Source organism: Euzebyales bacterium, assembly GCA_036374135.1.
Classification (GTDB): domain Bacteria; phylum Actinomycetota; class Nitriliruptoria; order Euzebyales; family JAHELV01; genus JAHELV01.
In genome coordinates this window covers 1-17,740 of the sequence record DASUUK010000100.1, presented here as the reverse complement: position 1 = coordinate 17,740, position 17,740 = coordinate 1, and the positions used below count along the sequence as shown (strand labels likewise).

Below are 17,740 nucleotides of genomic sequence, written 5' to 3'. Positions count from 1 at the left end.
GTACCTCATGACCGGGCCCGACGGCCAGAAATCGGCCGGCTACTGGGACGTACTCGAGGTCGACCCACCGCGCCGGTTCGTGGTCGACGACGGCTTCGCCGACGACACCGGCCAGCCGAACACCGATATGCCGACCACCCGGATGGAGCTCGAGCTCGCCGAGCGGGCAGGCGGCGGCACGACCATGACGGTGGTCTCGACCTTCGCCTCCACCGACGCCATGACTCAGCTCATCGAGATGGGCATGGAAGAAGGAATGCGCGAGGCCATGGGACAGATCGACTCACTCCTCGCCAATGCCGCCGGACGGCATCACATCCCGGAGCCGGGCACAGACGTCGGGCGCGAAGCAAGGCTGATGTGAGCCCCTCGACCGACGTCCCACGCTCATCGAGCAAAGCCGTGCACCTGATCTGCGAGCGCGCAGCGGCCGAGAACCGATGACCGAGCCAAGGAAGACGGGGAGCAGCGAATGAGAGAACTCATGGTCGACTTCATCACCTCGCTCGACGGGTACGCGTCGGCCGAGGGCTGGCCGGGATTCTGGGGGCTGGAGGGACCCGAATACCTCGCCTGGCTCGGCGAGCAGCCCGAAGCCACGACCCTGATGGGCGCGACCACCTACCGCCTGATGTCGGGTATGGCCGCCGGCGAGAATCCGGATGGGGCCGACGAGCGTTCCGGCGACGAGCAGGAGGCGGTCGACGAGCTCACCCGATCCTCGAAGGTCGTGTTCTCGTCCACTCTTGACGAGCCGTTGTCGTGGCCGAACACCACGCTCGTGCGCGGCGATGCGGTCGATGCGGTGCGGGCCATGAAGGAGGACGGCTCGGGCCTGTTGACCACGATCGGCAGTGTAGCCCTGTGTCGATCTCTGGTGGCGGCCGGCCTCGTCGACCGGTTCCGGGTCGTGATGTTCCCCGTCATCACCGGTGCCACCGGAGCGGAGCGCATCTATGACGGCTACCCGGATGTCATGCTCGAGATGGTCGAGAACCGCACCTTCGATGACCGTCTCCAGCTCGTCGAGTATCGACCGCGAGTTCTCGAGCGCCCACCACTTGACCCCCCCTCTTGACCAGAACGGCGCCGAGGTCGTCGGTGGACACCGGCCGCCGCCCCGATCGCGCCCGCAGGGTTTGACCGCAGAAATGACGGCCGGGTCGTTCCTGACGTCAGGAGACGATTCATTGGATCGGAGCGGATCGGGCCCTGCTGCGGCGTCAAGAGCCACAACCACAGATGACAACGGAGACCCCCGATGAGCGAGGCCGCAACGAGCAACCGTCCCTTGCCGCGTGTCACCGACCGGGCGACGTGGCAGGCGAGGATTGATGAACTCCGCGGCAAGGAGAAAGCCCACACCCGCGTCGGTGATGCACTGGCCGCGGAGCGACGCCGGTTGCCCATGGTCGAGCTCGATCCGACCACGGCGCTGATCGGTGCCGACGGGCCGGTGCCGTTGATCGACGTCTTCGACGGTCGGTCCCAGTTGATCGCCTACTTCCACAGGTGGCACATCGGCAGACCAGCCGCCCAGCAGTGCGAAGGCTGCACCTTCAACACATCCCACATCAACGAGCTGTCCTACCTGCACTCCCGGGACGTGACCTACGCAACGTTCTGCGAGGGACCATACGAGGAGGCCTCGCGCTACCGCGACTTCATGGGGTACACGGTTCCCTGGTACTCGGTGCCGCTCGAGTCCGTGGATCCGTTGGTCGCAGGCCGGCACTTCGGCATCCTGGTCTGCTATCTCCGAGACGGTGACGAGGTCTACGAGACCTACTGGACCACCGGCCGCGGCGACGAAGTGATGGCACCGTCGTACGGACTACTGGATCTGACTGTCTACGGCCGGCAGGAGTTCTGGGAGGACTCGCCCGAGGGCTGGCCGCAGCATTGGGGTTCCAAAGGTGGCCAGTTCCGGCTGGACGGCCGCCCGACGGCCCAGTGGTCACGGATCCGGGCCGGACGCGACGACAATCTCGGCGCAACGCCGGATGATGGCCATTCCGAGCCGCACTGCCATTGACCCCTGCCACCAGATCCTCATGCAGCGCGAGCTGTGCGGCATGGCCGATGCGCACGGTTTCTGCGCTGCACGCCGGTCGGACACGATCAGACGCGGGTGGTCTCACGGGACGCCGGTGGACGCGTTGGATTGTTCGTCTACACGTACCTTTCGTTCGAACCGATGAGTTCAGCGCTCCTACCGCGTCCAATACTGCGAGGTCGGCGCGTGGCTGACGCGCCGCGGGACATGGAGCGACGGGATGGTCATGGGACGACCGGTCGTGCACTTCGAGATCATCGGTAGGGATCCGGCGCGGCTTCGCCGTTACTACGGTGAGCTGTTCGGCTGGGTGTTCCAGACAGGTGATGCGTCAACCGAGGCGGTTTCCGAGTCGGGCGCTTACGGGTTCGTTGACGGGGCGACGACTGGCGGGATCAATGGTGGTGTCGGCGGGGGTGAGGCCCACGTGGCGAACGTCCTGTTCTACGTCGGGGTGGACGACGTCGAAGCCGCGCTGGAGGAGGCGGAGCGTCTGGGCGGAACCAGACAGCTGGGTCCGGCAGGGACACCCGGCCAGCTGGTGGTGGGCCAGTTCACCGATCCGGAGGGCAACCTCATCGGCGTCGCAGGTGTGCAGTGACCGACGGCCGCGGCGCCAACGCCATCGTGGGGTCCATGTACCGGCCTGGTGATACCCGCTACGACGCGGCCTGCGCGATCTACAGCCACCTGTACCGCGCCCGGCCGGCGCTCGTGACCCGCCGGTCGACGGTCACGACGTCGCCCGGGCACTGGCCTACGCACAGCGCGAGGGGTACGAGGTGGCTGTCCGTGGTGGCGGACACGGTCTCGTGGGGGTCGGCACGACGGAGCGTGGGCTCCTGATCGATCGCCCAGGCCGAGCCGGCCATCGTCTGACCACACGAGAGAACACGGAGACATCGATGAACCTGCCACCAATCGTTTCGCCGCAGGAGTGGACATCCGCTCGCGAGGCACTTCTGGTGAAGGAGAAGGAGTTGACCCGCGCCCGCGACGCGCTGGCCGCCGAGCGCCGCCGGATGCCGTGGATGGCGGTGGAGAAGGACTACCGTTTCGAGGGCTCGGACGGCCAGGCGAGCCTGCTCGACCTGTTCGACGGGCGCCGTCAGCTGATCGTCTACCGCGCCTTCTACGAGCCGGAAGTCACCACGTACCCGGAGGCGGGCGGCGCGTACCCGGAGCGGGCCTGCGTGGGCTGCTCGTTCGGCGCCGATCAGGTCGCCCACCCCGCCCACCTGAACGCGCGCGACACGACGCTCGTCTACGCCTCGCGCGCCCCCCAGGCAGAGATCCAGAGCTTGAAGGAGCGCATGGGATGGCAGCACATCCCCTGGTTCACGATCACCGACGACTTCGATAAGGACTTCGGGGTCGACGAGTGGCACGGGCACAACGCCTTCATCCGCGAGGGCGACCGCATCTTCCGCACCTACTTCGTCGACGCGCGCGGCGACGAGGCAATGGGCACCACCTGGAGCTACCTCGACATCACCGCGCTCGGACGCCAGGAGGAGTGGGAGGACTCGCCCGAGGGCCACCCGCAGACCCCGCCCTACCAGTGGTGGAACTACCACGACGCGTACGGCGAGGACGGATGATCGCCCACGTCTCAGGCGTGCCGGTGGAGGAGCTCCTGCTGCCGGTGTTGGCGAGGCGAGCGGGCGCCGCTTGCTGCAGGCGCGCGTCTGGCTGATGTTGCGCGTGCGCTATCGCAATCGGATCTCGCGACGCGCGGCGACCGCCACGGGCCGTCGCGGACTTCCGTCACCAGGCGCTGTCACGCCGGGTCGACGGGGTGGAAGCCGGTGCACACGAGGTCGAGCCGGCTGATGCGGCCGTCACGGACCCGCACGTAGCCGGACTGCTCGATGAGGTGCCACTGGTCGGATGCCCACGCGGGACGGAGCCGGAACCGGTAGGCGACGAATTCCCGTCCGGCCATCGTGTGATGGTCGAGGTGCTGCACCTCGAACGCGGCCACAGTCCCGTACCACTGGTGGAACGCGGCGACGGCCTCCGCGGCGGTGTGCGTCTCGACCATCTGTCGTGGCAACAGGATCCGGAACCAGAGGTCGTCGGCGAGCAGCCCGCGCAGGGCGGCGAAGTCGCGCCGGGCGAGCGCGTCGAGGAAGGCGCGGGCCGTGGTATCTGCCTTCGGCGGTGCGTACAGCGTCGTGCTCATGGGGTTCACGTCCTTTCAGGCGGCGATGGCCTCGTGGTCGAGCGCGGCGATGGCAAGCGCTTCGCGGGACATCTCGCGGCTCTGTTCGATCAGCAGGTCCCGCAGCCGTGGCAGGTCCCAGGCGTAGGAGGCCACGGCGTCGGTGATCGCGAACATCCGGGTCGACAGCTCGTCTCGGGTGCGCTGGTAGGCGCCCAGCTCGTCCGCGGCGTCCCCGACCGGTGCGGTGATGGCACGGGCCAGCAGCTCGGCGTCGCGCAGCGCGTCGGTGATGCCGTGCGCGGTGATGGGGTCCTTCAGGTAGCCGGCGTCTCCGACCAGTGCCCAGCCCGGACCCCAGGGCTGCCGCAGGTAGCCTGCGGCGCCGAGGTGTCCGCGGAGCCGTCCATCGTGGCGGGCGATCGGGATGCGGGCGGCGATCTCCGGTGCCGCCTGTCGGAGCAGTCGTCCGAACACCGTCTCGAGGTCACCTTCGAACTCGGAGCGGAACCGCGTCGTGGCGGTGCCCACCCAGACACCGACGTGCTCGCCGTTGGTGGGGATGAGTCCCGCGGCGACGCCGGGCCGGTAGAACCACTCGTCGCCGTCGACCGACAGCCCGGACCAGTAGCCGTAGATCATCGCACTCGACCCCTGGCCGGACATGTGGTCCCGTGCGTGGACGGTCCGCGCGATCAGTGAGCGTGGGCCATCGGCCCCGATCGTGATGGCGGCGTGGGCGGACCGCGTGCGGCCGTCGCGGTCGCGGTACGCGACGCCGGTCACCCGTCCGGACCCGTCGCGGTGGATGGCACGCGCGTCGGCGCCGAAGCGGACCTCTGCGCCCGCCGCGACGGCGGCGTCGACGAGCAGTGGGTCCAGTAGTGTCCGCCGCGGGTTGTACAGCGCGTCAACGCCGGCCCTGGCGCTGATGTCGACGGCCTCGGCGTCGTCGCCGTAGTGGATGATCGTGCGTCGGATCGGCGGGGTGCCTGCGTCGACGATCCCGTCCAGCAGTCCCCACCGACGCAGCTGCAGGACGCCGCCACGCATCAGGGCGTGCGTGGAGAGCGTGTCGGCGTCAGGGCGCGCGCGGTCGAGCACCAGGACGCGGAGGCCGGCACGGGCCAGCAGCATGGCCGTGGCGGCTCCGGCGACACGGGCGCCGACGACGATGGCGTCATGGGTGGCGGGCTGGGAGGCCGCGGTCCGGGATCGCCGGATGGGTGCGACGGTCATGGTGACGTTCTCTCGTCCTTCGAGGTCTGGATGGGCACGCTACGGACAGCGGGCGGCGCAAGCTTGGAGACGGCGTGGAGACCTCGTGGAGACCTCGGGTAGGGTCGGCGGTGGATGCGCTACGTCTTCGGCGACTGTGAGGTAGACACGTCGACCCGCGAGGTGCGCCGGTCGGGCGAGCCCCAGCGCGTCGAACCCCAGGTGTTCGACGTGCTCGTCCACCTCATCGACCACCGCGACCGGGCGGTCTCGAAGGAGGAGCTGCTCGACGGCGTGTGGGGTGATCGGTTCGTCAGCGAGTCCACGCTGACCAGCCGGATCAAGTCGGCACGCCGGGCCGTGGGCGACGACGGGCGGGAGCAGTCGGTGATCCGCACGGTCCGTGGCCACGGGTACCGCTTCGTCGGGGATCTGCGGGTCACGACGGCGGTGGCCGAGGACACGGAACGCGACGGGACCGCGACGGCCGGCACGCTGCTCGGACGGGCCGGGGAGCTGGCAGCGTTGCGGGGAGAGCTGCGAGCGGTGCTCGGTGGTGGCCGCGGCCTCGTGTTCGTCTCGGGCGAGCCCGGGATGGGCAAGACGGCGCTGGTCGAGACGTTCCGCGCATCGTGCCTCGAGGTTCCCGGGCTCGCGGTCGGGCACGGCGGATGTGTGGAGCAGCACGGGTCAGGTGAGCCCTACCTGCCGGTCCTGGAGGCGCTCGACCAGCTCTGTCAGGGCGATGGCGGGTCCGTCGTCGCGGACCTGCTCGAGGAGCACGCGCCGACCTGGCTGATGAACCTGCCGGGCGTCCTGTCCGGACGGGACGTGGCCAGCCTGCAGGTCCGCACGCTCGGCAGCACCCGCGAGCGGATGCTGCGCGAGTTGGGGCACGCCCTGACGGTGATCACCCGCCGGCAGGCCGTCGTGCTGGTGCTCGAGGATCTGCAGTGGAGCGACCACGCGACCGCGTCGATGCTCGGATGGCTCGGGAGCCAACCGCGCGGTCTCCGGCTCCTGGTCGTGGGCACGTACCGGCGCGCCGAGCTGCAGGCACGCAGCCACCCGCTCGCGGGGGTGGTCGCCGAGCTGCGGGCACACCAGCGGTGCCGCGAATTGGCCCTGCCGCCGCTGGACGAGGCTGCGGTGGCGGCGTTCGCCTGCGAGCACCTCGGCGCTCCCGCCGACACCGCCGTCGTGGAGGCGCTGCGCGGCCGCACCGAGGGCAACCCGCTCTTCCTCACCAACGTCCTGCGGTCATGGGTGGAGCAGGGACTGCTGCGCACTGACGGGGACGAGGTCACGCCGGCTGTCGGCCTCGCGGAGTTGGACGAGTACGTGCCAGCGGACCTGCGCGAGCTGATCGTGCAACGGTGGCGGCGGCTCGACGACCGACAGCGCACGCTGCTGGAGGCTGCCAGTGCAGCCGGACGCGGCTTCCCTGCGGCGGCCGTCGCGGCGGCCGTCGCGGTCGACGCGGACGTGTGTGAGGACTCGCTCGCATCGCTGGCCCGGACGTCGCAGTTCATCGAGGAACGCCCCGCGACGGCGTGGTCGGCCCACGGGCCCACGGGACAGTTCGCCTTCACGCATGACCTGTACCGCTCCGTGATCCACGACCAGATCCCCGCGGGACGTCGCGCCCGACTGCACGGATCGGTCGGCCGGTGGCTCGAGGATGCCCTGGGACCCCGCGCTGACCAGCGCGCGGCCGAGCTCGCCGCCCACTTCGTCGCGGCGCACGAGCCCGCAGCTGCGCTCCGCCACCTGCGCACCGCCGCCGAGCAGGCGCTGCAGCGCAACGCCTACGCCGAGGCGGTCCGGCACGCCCGCGCCGGCCTCGAACGCACGACGGTCATCGAGGACGCCACCGAGGCCGCCCGCGCCGAGGTCGCGCTACAGACCCTGCTCGCCAGCAGCCTCATCCCCCTGCGGGGCTGGGCGGACGGCGACGTGGAGCAGGCCTACCGCCGCGCGTGCGTGCTCGGTGACCACCTCGGGGACGACCGGTACGCCTTCCGCGCACGGTACGGTCTGGCCACCCTCCATGAGTACCGGGCGGAGTACGAGCGGTCCCAGGAGCTGATGCGGCAGGGACTGGACCGCGCCGCCGACGCGGACGACTCCTCGCTGATCGTCAGCCACGAGCTGCTGGCGTGCTCCCAGTACCACCAGGGCCACTTCGACCGGGCGTTGCAGAACGCCAGCCACGGCCTGCAGCTCTACGACCCTGACCGCCACCTCCAGTTGATGGCCGGCGCGGGCGAGGACCCGGCCGTGGCCTGCCACGCGTGGGCGGCGCACTCATCGTGGTTCCTCGGGGACGAGGACGCCGCGCTGGATCATATCGCGCAGGCACTGGTGCTCGCGGGCGACAACCGTCGGGCGTTCAGCCTGGCCTATGCTCACGAGCAGGCGGCAATCCTCCACCAGCATCGCGACCGACCGGACCTCGTCGCCCACCACGCCGCGGAGGCCTCCCGTCTCGGCGCCGAGCACGGCTACCCCTACCGCCAGGCCACGGGCGCGATCCTGCATGGCTGGGCGGTGGCCGCGGGCGGAGCACCCGCGCAGGGGCGGGCCGAGCTAGAGGACGGCATCCGCCGGTACCGCGCAACCGGCGCGGCGATGGACCTGCCCTACTTCCTCGCCCTGCTCGCGAACGTGGTAATCCGCATGGACGACACGGCAGCGGCGAGCACGGCGCTCGATGAGGCCGACGCTCTTGTCGCGGAGCGCCCCGCCTACTTCTATCTCCCAGAGCTCGCGCGGCTGCGTGGGCTGGTCCACCTCGTCGAAGGCGATCTCGACGCCGCGCGGGCCCACCTCCTCGAGTCACGCCGGTACGCCCAGCGGGCGGGAAGCCTGCAGCTGCTGGCGCGCGCTGAGGCGACGCTCAGCGAGGGGCTACCTGACACCGTCACGGGCGCGACCGACGGGCCGCCGTGACCTGACAACGCCGTCACCTGCTGCGTCACCTGGCCTGTTGGTGAAGGAGGACGACGTCGTGGGGGCCACGCTCGACGACGCGTGGCATGCAGCCCTTGGCTGGCTACGTGCCACGCCGGGAGCTTCAACGTGCCCGGGAGGCCGCGCTCAGACGTTGGTGCCGTCGTGGCGACGCAGGAACTCCAGGTGCCGCTCGTACTGGTCGAGCACATCGTCGATGAGCTGGGTGCGCGTGTAGCCCATCACGTCATAGCCCTGGCCGCCGTCGCGCAGGTGCACCTCGAGCCGTGAGTAGTGCTCGTCGCCGCGTGGCATCGATCTGCCGAAGGCGGGGATCGGCGCCTCGCGATGCTGGACCCGGTAGCGGAACGGCGGATGGTCGCCAAATGTGGCCACGAGCTCCACGCCAGGCTGCGCGCCGTCGTCGCTGACGCCGGCGACGCGCGCGGTGACGCCCTGCGAGTCCAGCTCGGCCGCGACCTCCTCCAGGGCCGGTGTGACGTCCTCGGCGAGGAATCCCTCAGCGTGGTTGCGGCCGGGGAACGTCATCACGCGGCGCACGCGTGCCTGCCAGGGCACGTCGGGTCGCGACGACGGTTCCGGGGCATGGGAGCGCCCGGACAGCGCTCCGGGCAGAACGCCGGCGCGGCTGTCAGCCAGGTGGGCCTCGACCGACAGCGCCTTGTACAGCCCCCACATGACGCCGATCATCACGAACGCGAACGGCAGGCCGATGATCACCGTGGCGTACTGCAGCGCGAGGATGTTCCCCGCGGCCAGGATCGCCAGCGTCAGCGCTCCGGTCGCGACCGCCCAGAAGATCCGCAGCCACGCGGCGGCGTCCTCGCGGGGCGTGCGCAGCCGCGACGACAGGTTGGCCATCACCAGTGCGCCTGAGTCGGCCGAGGTCACGTAGAACAGCAGGCCGACGATGATTGCCAGGGTGGCCACGATCGGGAACGCCGGGTACTCCTGCAACAGCGCCCACAGCCCCTCGGAGGGGTCGACGGCCGCGGCCGCGACCTCGGTGAACGCGGTGTTGCCGCTACGGATCTCGTCGAGCGCGGCGTTCCCGAAGATCGTGATCCACATCACGATGTAGCTGAACGGGATGATCATCGTCCCGGCCACGAACTGCTTGATGGTCCGGCCGCGCGAGATGCGCGCGAGGAACAGCCCGACGAAGGCCGACCAGGCGATCCACCAGGCCCAGAAGAACAGCGTCCAGAAGCCCATCCAGTCGCCGGTGTCCTGGAACGCGAAGGTCTGCATCGTCATGTCGGGAAACAGCCGCACGTAGTCGCCGAGGTTGAGCACCAGTGCGTTGAGCAGGTAGGCGGTGCGACCGGTGACCAGCACGAACACCGCGAGCAGGATCGCGAGCAGCACGTTGAGCTGGGAGATCAGCTTGATGCCCTTCTCGACGCCGGTGGTCGCCGAGACCGTTGCGATCAGGACCGCCAGCACGATCAGCGCGATCTGCACCCAGACGTCGATCTGCACCCCGAAGACCACGTTGAGGCCCACGTTGAGGCTCACCACGCCGATCCCCAGCGACGTGGCGACGCCGAAGATCGTGCCGAGCACGGCCGCGGTGTCCGCGGCGTCGCCGATCGCCCCGTCGACGCGCCTGCCGACGATCGGGTAGATCGCCGAGCGCACCGCCAGCGACAGGTCGGTCCGGTAGGCGAAGTACGCGAGCGCCATGCCCATCATCGTGTACATCCCCCAGCCGGAGATGCCGTAGTGGAACAGCGTCCAGGCGGTCGCCTCGCGCGCCGCCTCGACCGTCCGGCCGGCACCGACCGGGGGCGACAGGTACTGCGTCACCGGTTCGTACACGGAGTAGAAGATCAGGTCGGTGCCGATGCCCGCAGCGAACAGCATCGCGGCCCACGCCCCGGTCGAGAACTCCGGACGCGAGTGCTCCGGACCCAGTCGCACCGCGCCGTAGCGGGACAACCCGAGGAAGACCACGTAGATGAGCACGACGGTCGTCAGCGCGATGTAGTACCACCCGAACCACGTCGACACCCAGCCGAAGGCGCGCTCGAGCGTGGTCCGGGCGTGATCGGGGATGGCGACGCACCACAGCGTGACCGCGACGGTGATCACCGCCGAGGCGACGAACACCGGCCACTTCACTCCGCTCCCGGGCTGGTCCGGGCGCTCCATGGCGTTGGCGGGGGGGATGGTGTCGGTGCTGGCCATGTGCTCCCTCCAGTGCGTCTGCGGGTGCCTCGCGCTAGCGGTGGGTGATGGTCCCGGGAACCGCATCGTTGCGCGGATCGCCCTCCGGGTACAGGGGCATGCCGGCCCCGTGACGGTAGAACGGGACGTGCTGCGGGGACAGTGGCGTCGTACCGGCGATGAGGTCCGCGGCCTTCTCGGCCACCATCATCACCGGCGCGTAGATGTTGCCGTTGGTGATCGATGGGAACACCGAGGCATCGACGACGCGTAGCCCGGTCACCCCGTGCACGCGCAGCGACCCCGGGTCTACCACGGCGTCGTCGCCGGTGCCCATCTTCGCGGTGCACGACGGGTGCAGGGCGGTCTCGGCGTCGGCGGCGACCCACGCGAGGATCTGCTCGTCGGTGCGGACCCGTGGACCGGGCGACAGCTCTCCCGCCGAGAATGGCGCGAACGCCGGCTGGTCGAGGATGTTGCGCGCGGCGCGGACCACCTCGACCCACTCGCGCCGGTCGTCGGGTGTCGACAGGTAGTTGAACCGCAACGCCGGGTGTGTGAACGGGTCGCGGCTGCGAATCGCGAGCGTGCCGCGCACGTCGGAGTACATCGGCCCGATGTGCACCTGGTAGCCGTGGTCGGCCGCTGGCCGCGAACCGTCGTAGCGGATCGCGATCGGCAGGAAGTGGACCATCATGTTGGGGTAGGCGACGTCGTCGTTGGCGCGGACGAAGCCGCCGGCCTCGAAGTGGTTCGAGGCACCGACGCCGCGGCGTCCGAGCAGCCACTCCAGGCCGATGCGCGGCTTGTGACGATGTCGCAACCACGGTGCGATCGACACCGGCTGCCGGCAGGCGTGCTGGAGGTAGACCTCCAGGTGGTCCTGCAGGTTGGCGCCCACCCCCGGCAGGGCGGCGAGCACCTCGATGCCGAGCGGCTCGAGCAGCGCGGGGTCGCCGATGCCGGCCAGCTGCAGCAGCTGCGGGGAGTTGATCGCGCCGCCGCACACCAGAACCTCGCCGGCCTCGACGCTGGCGCGCACGTGGTGCCGGCGGGTGCCACGGACGTAGTCCACGCCTGTCACGCGCGGGCCGGTCGCGGCGCGTGTGGTGCGCAGGCCCGTGACCATGGCCAGGGTGCGCACGGTCAGGTTGGGGCGGCGCAGGACCGGGTGCAGGTACGCCCGGCTCGCGCTCAGGCGGCGACCGCGGTGGATGTTGCGGTCGAACCTCGCGAAGCCCTCCTGCCGGTAGCCGTTGACGTCGTCGGTCAGAGGGTGTCCGGCCTGCTGGACGGCCTCGAGGAACGCGCCGAACAGCGGCGACGTCGCAGGTCCGCGCTCGAGCACCAGCGGCCCGGAGCCGCCACGCCAGGCATCGGCGCCGGCGGTGCAGGTCTCCATGCGCTTGAAGTACGGCAGGCAGTGCGCGTGGTCCCACGCCGCCATGCCCGGCTCGGCCGCCCAGCGCTCGTAGTCCATCGGGTTGCCGCGCTGGAAGATCATGCCGTTGATGCTCGAGGAGCCGCCGAGCAGCTTGCCGCGGGCGTGATCGATGCGCCGCCCTCCCAGGTGCGGTTCGGGTTCGGACGCGTACCGCCAGTCGTACAGCGGGTTGCCGATCGGGTACGGCAGCGCCGCTGGCATGTGGATCAACGGGTCGAACCTCGTGTCGAAGCGGCCGGCCTCGAGCACGAGCACCGTCGCACCCGGGTCGGCCGACAGACGGTTGGCGAGCACCGACCCGGCGGAACCGCCACCAACGATGACGTAGTCGTAGCGTTCGGTCACGGCGACCCCGCAGGTCCGCCGAACCAGCCCTGCGGCGCCGGGCGGGTGTTGTGCCAGATGTGCTTGGTCTCGCGATACTCCGCCAGCCCGGCCAGGCCCAGCTCGCGGCCGACGCCGCTCTGCTTGTAGCCGCCCCACTCGGCCTGCGGCACGTACGGGTGGTAGTCGTTGATCCAGATCGTGCCGTGCCGCAGGCGGGCGGCGACGCGCTCGGCGCGGCCGGCGTCACTGGTCCACACGGCGCCGGCCAGCCCGTAGATCGTGTCGTTGGCCAGCGCGACGGCGGCGTCCTCCTGCGCGTCGGCGTTGCCGCCGGTGAACGTCTCGACCGTCAGCACCGGCCCGAACGACTCGTCCTGCACGCACCGCATGCCGGTCGAGCAGCCGTCGAGCACGGTCGGCCGGTAGAACCAGCCGTGCGCGAACGCCACACCCTGCGGTCGCTGCCCACCGACGCGCAGCACCGCGCCCTCGGCGACACCCGCCGCGACATACGCCTCGACCTTGGCGCGGTGCGCCTCGCTGATCAGCGGACCACTCTCGGCGGTCTCGTCGAACGGGCCCCCGAGACGGATCGCGTCGGCGCGGCGCACCAGCTCGTCGACGAACGCGTCATGCACGGTGTCCTCGATGATCAGCCGGGCGCCGGCGGAACAGACCTGCCCGGAGTCGAGGAACACGGCGGTGAGCGCGAGGTCGAGCGCGGCGTCGAGGTCGGCGTCGGCGAACACCACGTTGGGGTTCTTGCCGCCGAGCTCGAGCGCGACGCGTTTGACGGTGCCGGCGGCCGCGGCCATGATCGCTCGCCCGGTCTCCAGACCACCCGTGAACGAGACCACGTCGACCTCGGGCGCCGTGGTCAGCGTCGGGCCGACGCGGTCGCCGGCACCGAGCACAAGGTTGGCGACCCCGTCGGGCAGCCCGACGTCGGCCAACGCGCGGGTGAGCCAGATCGCCGTCGACGGTGTCAGCTCGCTGGGCTTGAGCACGAACGCGTTGCCCGCGGCCAGCGCGGGCGCGACCTTCCACGACGCCTGCAGCAGCGGAAAGTTCCACGGGGTGATCAAGCTGCAGACTCCGACCGGCTCGTGCACGACCCGGCTGACCACGCCGGGGCTGCCCGCGTCCACCACCCGCCCGGCGTCAGCGCCAGCCAACGATGCGTAGTGGCGGAACACGGCGACGACGTCGTCGACGTCGATGCACGACTCGACGTGCCGCTTGCCGGTGTCGAGCGACTCCAGCCGCGCGACCTGTTCGCGTTCGGACTCCAGGCGGTCGGCGAGCCTGCGCAGCAGCGCGGCACGCTCGGGTCCGGGGGTGTGTCGCCACGGACCGTATTCGAAGGCGCGCCGGGCGGCGGCGACGGCCGCGGCGGCGTCCTCCGCGGTGCCCTCGGAGACCTCCGCGACGACCTGCCGGGTGTCGGCGGGGCTCCGGATCTGTCGGGTCGCTCCGTCGGCGGCGGCGCGCCACCGGCCCGCGATCAGCAGCTCGGCCATCGCCTCCTCAGGGTCACGACTGGGAGAATCCAAGCGAATGGGCCTGCGGGGGTCAAGGCCTAAACGTCGCACCCCGCAGTGACTCGGCCCGCGTCAGGCGGGAGGAGGTGCTGATCCCGCCTCCAGCCGCCGCGTCCTGGCCGTCCTCGCCTACCTCCGCTCTCCAGCGACGTGACTCGGCGATACTGCCGTACTGCGTTGCTGAGCGCCGCCACGGTTGTCACCGCGTGTGGACTCAGGGCAGCAGTGTCAATGCGTTGACGTGCGTGGGTCGGACGGTCGCGAAGTGTCGGTGGTCGAGGCTGGCGACCTTTGGCTCGTGAAGCCGTTCGGTCAGTGCGACGATGCTGGCATCAACAACGCCGAGTGTCAGGTCGGCGTACTGCGCTTGGAGGCTCTTGCAGCGCTCGAGGTCAAGGATGGTGGGCGATTCGAGGCGGTAGACGCCTTCGAGCACGTCGTCGAGAAACACGATCCACGCGGCGCCGGTGAGTCGCGTGTGGCACCAGTAGTCGAGTTCGGCGAGCACGAGCGTGGGTACCACGAGGTCTTCGGTTGCGGATGTGAGCAGGTTCGCGCAGGCCTCATGGTCGGGGTCGACAGCATCGAGGGCTGCGAGCAACGGACCCGTGTCACAAATGAGTGCCATCAGCGCGGCGGGTGCGCGATGGGCTCAGACGCGACCTCTGCTGCGGTGCGGCCGTCCGTCGAACGTGCGATACCGACGTGAGGCCGGCGGCGCGCACGGAGGTTTGCTGCCTTTTCCGAGATCGCCTCAGCGACCACCGTCGTCAGAGCGGAGCCGCGCCGTTTGGCTTCGGCCTCGAGGGTCGCGAGGTCATCCGCGTCAGCGCTAACGGTCGTTCTACGCACGGCCATGATGTTTGATTCTAGCATCTTGAATCAAGAGTTGCGCGTTCACTTCCAGTTCGGGGACCGTCGAACGGCCCATGCGCACAGCGAACGCCAGCTCGTACGACTGGCCGTCCGAGCGCCAGGGTAGAGGCGGGCGGTCATCACGCCGTTGCGGGCGGCTGTGAGCAATTGTGCCATCCGGCGCGACCACGAAGTCCCCGCCAAGCTGCAGCATGTCTCGACCGGTTCCATGCAGTCGGCTGCCGCCGCGCAGCAGGGTCGCGTACTGCACCCTTCGGGTCGAGCCACACGCGCCACCAGGGGGCGCGACCGAGACCCCCCACGCCGCATAGGTGTGCCGGCTCCGGTCGACGAGGATCGGAAACGGCACTGGGCCAACGTCGCGCAGGAGGTGGTCCGCTCGGTCTGCCGCTCATCGTGGACCACGAACAACGCGGCGCCTCCCGAGCGCTCGAGCCGCTCGGTGTGCCGCTGCACCTTCACGAGGTGCGCTCTGCAGATCAGTCAGCCGGCGTGACGCAGGAACGAGACGAGGACGGGCCGGCCACGCAGGTCCTCCAGCGCCGTGACGCTTCCGTCGAGGTGGGGTAGCACCAGTCGGGGGCGCGGTCGCCGACGTGCGGGACGTCGGTGCTCATGCGGTGCCCCGGTCGGTTTCGAGCAGTCGCAGCCACACCTCGCTCATGGTGGGGAACGCTGGGATCGCGTGCCACAACTGGTCGAGGGTGGCACCGGAGACGATGGCGATCGTGGCGGCGTGCAGCATCTCACCGACACCCGGACCGGTGAACGTGGCCCCCACGATGCTGCGGCTCGCCCGGTCGACCACGAGCTGAGCGGTGCCGGCGACGTCCCTGCCCAGCAACGCGCCGCCCGCGACGTCGCCGATGCCGTAGGACAGGACGTCGACGTCCAGGCCCCGGTCACGGGCGCCGGCCGCCGTCAGGCCGACAGCGGCGACCTGCGGGTCGGTGAACACGACCCGCACCACGGCGTCGTGGTCGGCGCGGGCCTCGACGTGCCTGCCGGCGAGGTGGTCGCCGACGAGGCGGGCCTGGTACTTGCCGTGGTGGGTCAGCAGGGCGCGGCCGTTGACGTCGCCGACGGCGTAGAGCCAGCCGCCGTCGACAGCGGTCGCGCGCAACTGGTCGTCGGTGTCGATCGGACGGCCGGGTTCCAGGCCGACCGTCTCGAGACCGAGATCGTCGGTGTTGGGTCGCCGACCGGTGGCGACGAGGATCTCGTCGGCCTGCAGGTGCGTCCCGTCGTCGAGGGTGAGCGTGACGGGGCCGTCGACTCCGTCGCGGTCGGCGCGGACGGCTCTGGCGCCGACGCGGACGTCGATCCCTTCGACGTCGAACGCCTCGCGCAGTTGTTGGTCGACGAAGGGCTCCTCGGCCGGCAGCAGCCGGTCGACCATCTCGACGATCGTCACCCCGGCGGCGCCGAGGCGACGGTACGCCTGGGCCATCTCGACGCCGACCACGCCGCCGCCGAGCACGAGCAGTCGGCGGGGCACCTGCTCGGCCGAGGTGACGTCGCGGCTGTTCCACACCGCGATGTCGCGCAACCCCGCGACCGGAGGGATCACCGCCGACGAGCCGGTCGCCACCACCACACCGCGGCGGGCGGTCAGCGTCCGCGTGGTTCCGTCAGACACCTCGACCGCGACCGTGCGGTCGCCGGTCAGGCGGGCGTGACCGCGGAGCAGGGTCGCTCCGGTGCCCTCGATCCACTGGACCTGGTACTTGTCGTCCCAGTGTGAGGTGAATGCGTCGCGGCTGTTGAACGTCGCTTCGACGTCGACGCCGCCGGTCACGGCAGGCGCCGCGCCCGGCACCCGCTTGGCCGCCGCGAGCACCTCTCCCGGCCGGAGCAGCGCCTTGGACGGCATGCACGCCCAGTAGGAGCACTCCCCGCCGACGAGGTCCCGCTCGATGAGCGCGACGTCCAAGCCGTTGTCGCGTGCGTACGCGGTGGCGTTCTCGCCGGCAGCCCCGCCGCCGATCACGATCACGTCGAACTCGTCGCCCATAGGAATTCCTCACCTCGACATCGTCGTGGTAACCCGCGTCGTGTCTTTCGACATCCATCTTCCTGCCCCCGCATCGGGTCAGCCACGCTGCCAGCGCGCATGGACGGTGGCGAGCGCGAGCAGGGGCGGCACCAGGAACACCAGTGACAGGACGGCTGCCAGCTGCGGATCGCGACCGATGAAGGGAAGCAGCACGACGGGCAGCGTGAGGCGTCCACCGCCGACCGCGAGACTCGTGCCGTACTGGCTCCAGCTCACGACGAAGCCGAGCAGCGCGGCGACGGCGAGCGGTCGCGCGACCGCGGGTACCGTGACCAGGCGCAGCCGCACGACGGTTCCGGCACCGGCCGTGCGGGCCGCCTCCTCCAGGCGGCGCAGCTCGTCGTCGAACGCCGGTGCCAGCACGAGCACGACGTACGGCAGGACGTAGACCAGGTGTGCCGCCACGAGACCCGCCACGCTGTCGGCGAGCCCGAGCCGCAGGAACCATGTCGCCAGCCCGGTGCCGGTCGCGAAGCCAGGTACCAGCAGCGGCGCGACGATCACGGCGAGCACCACCGTGCGGGACTGACGTCCGAGCCGCGCCAGCGCGCGCGCCGCGGACCACGCCAGCACCAGGCCGGTCGCCGTCGCGGTCAGCGCGACGACGAGCGAGGTGCCCACCGCCGCGGCCACGCGAGCGCCGGGTGCCATCAGCCAGTCGACGCCGCGGGTGCCGGCACGCTGGGGCAGCAGGGCCGGCGCCCGCCACACGTCGGCGACCGCCTGGAGCGGAAGCACCAGCAGCGGCGCGACCGCGGGCACGACGATCACCAGTGGCAGGATGCGGCCCGTCCTGGTCTCACGCACGGCGCCGCCAGAGCAGCACACCGGCCGCGATGGCGAGCAGGAGCGCGCCCGCGGTGGCCACGAGCAACGCCGCGGCCGCCTCGGCCCGGCCGGACAGTGCGGCGACCTG

14 protein-coding genes are annotated in these 17,740 nt (G+C 70.6%); 6 read left to right on the top strand and 8 right to left on the bottom strand.

Going from position 1 to position 17,740, the window contains the following annotated elements; translation table 11 throughout:
• From VFZ70_16470 to VFZ70_16450, 5 genes are all read left to right on the top strand, one after another.
• The coding region (locus VFZ70_16470; protein HEX6257405.1) for an SRPBCC domain-containing protein at window positions 1–364 on the top strand (364 nt) is incomplete at its 5' end.
• 108 nt (window positions 365–472) lie between these two features.
• Window positions 473–1,078, top strand: coding sequence for a dihydrofolate reductase family protein (locus VFZ70_16465; protein HEX6257404.1), 606 nt, complete (start codon window positions 473–475; stop codon window positions 1,076–1,078).
• A 183-nt stretch (window positions 1,079–1,261) separates the two neighbouring features.
• Entirely contained in the window at window positions 1,262–2,035 is a 774-nt protein-coding gene (locus VFZ70_16460; protein HEX6257403.1) for a DUF899 family protein, read from the top strand.
• A 241-nt stretch (window positions 2,036–2,276) separates the two neighbouring features.
• Window positions 2,277–2,657, top strand: a complete 381-nt coding sequence (locus VFZ70_16455; GenBank protein HEX6257402.1) for a VOC family protein — start codon at window positions 2,277–2,279, stop codon at window positions 2,655–2,657.
• A gap of 304 nt (window positions 2,658–2,961) precedes the next feature.
• The gene (locus tag VFZ70_16450; GenBank protein ID HEX6257401.1) at window positions 2,962–3,657 is read left to right on the top strand and encodes a DUF899 domain-containing protein; all 696 of its coding nucleotides are present in this window, start codon (window positions 2,962–2,964) and stop codon (window positions 3,655–3,657) included.
• Window positions 3,658–3,836: 179 nt separating this feature from the next.
• Here VFZ70_16450 and VFZ70_16445 read toward each other — a convergent pair whose 3' ends face one another.
• Entirely contained in the window at window positions 3,837–4,241 is a 405-nt protein-coding gene (locus VFZ70_16445; protein ID HEX6257400.1) for a nuclear transport factor 2 family protein, read from the bottom strand.
• A 15-nt stretch (window positions 4,242–4,256) separates the two neighbouring features.
• Window positions 4,257–5,459, bottom strand: a complete 1,203-nt coding sequence (locus VFZ70_16440; GenBank protein HEX6257399.1) for an NAD(P)/FAD-dependent oxidoreductase — start codon at window positions 5,457–5,459, stop codon at window positions 4,257–4,259.
• A 114-nt stretch (window positions 5,460–5,573) separates the two neighbouring features.
• On the opposite strand from VFZ70_16440, the gene VFZ70_16435 reads away from it, so the two are divergent.
• On the top strand, window positions 5,574–8,390 hold the full coding sequence (locus VFZ70_16435; protein HEX6257398.1) for an AAA family ATPase: 2,817 nt from the start codon (window positions 5,574–5,576) through the stop codon (window positions 8,388–8,390).
• 147 nt (window positions 8,391–8,537) lie between these two features.
• Here the strand turns inward: VFZ70_16435 and betT are convergent, their stop codons facing one another.
• The 6 genes from betT to VFZ70_16405 all read right to left on the bottom strand — a co-directional run bounded on the left by betT (window position 8,538) and on the right by VFZ70_16405 (window position 17,631).
• Window positions 8,538–10,601, bottom strand: a complete 2,064-nt coding sequence (gene betT, locus VFZ70_16430; protein ID HEX6257397.1) for a choline BCCT transporter BetT — start codon at window positions 10,599–10,601, stop codon at window positions 8,538–8,540.
• Between the two features lie 34 nt (window positions 10,602–10,635).
• Window positions 10,636–12,369, bottom strand: a complete 1,734-nt coding sequence (gene betA / locus VFZ70_16425; GenBank protein ID HEX6257396.1) for a choline dehydrogenase — start codon at window positions 12,367–12,369, stop codon at window positions 10,636–10,638.
• The gene (locus VFZ70_16420) at window positions 12,366–13,871 is read right to left on the bottom strand and encodes an aldehyde dehydrogenase family protein (protein HEX6257395.1); all 1,506 of its coding nucleotides are present in this window, start codon (window positions 13,869–13,871) and stop codon (window positions 12,366–12,368) included. The genes betA and VFZ70_16420 overlap by 4 nt, the downstream gene beginning before the upstream one ends.
• Before the next feature lie 235 nt (window positions 13,872–14,106).
• On the bottom strand, window positions 14,107–14,520 hold the full coding sequence (locus tag VFZ70_16415; protein ID HEX6257394.1) for a PIN domain-containing protein: 414 nt from the start codon (window positions 14,518–14,520) through the stop codon (window positions 14,107–14,109).
• A gap of 861 nt (window positions 14,521–15,381) precedes the next feature.
• Complete coding sequence (locus VFZ70_16410) at window positions 15,382–16,782, bottom strand: NAD(P)/FAD-dependent oxidoreductase (protein HEX6257393.1); 1,401 nt, start codon at window positions 16,780–16,782, stop codon at window positions 15,382–15,384.
• A 78-nt stretch (window positions 16,783–16,860) separates the two neighbouring features.
• The gene (locus VFZ70_16405; protein ID HEX6257392.1) at window positions 16,861–17,631 is read right to left on the bottom strand and encodes an ABC transporter permease subunit; all 771 of its coding nucleotides are present in this window, start codon (window positions 17,629–17,631) and stop codon (window positions 16,861–16,863) included.
• Window positions 17,632–17,740 lie beyond the last annotated feature (109 nt).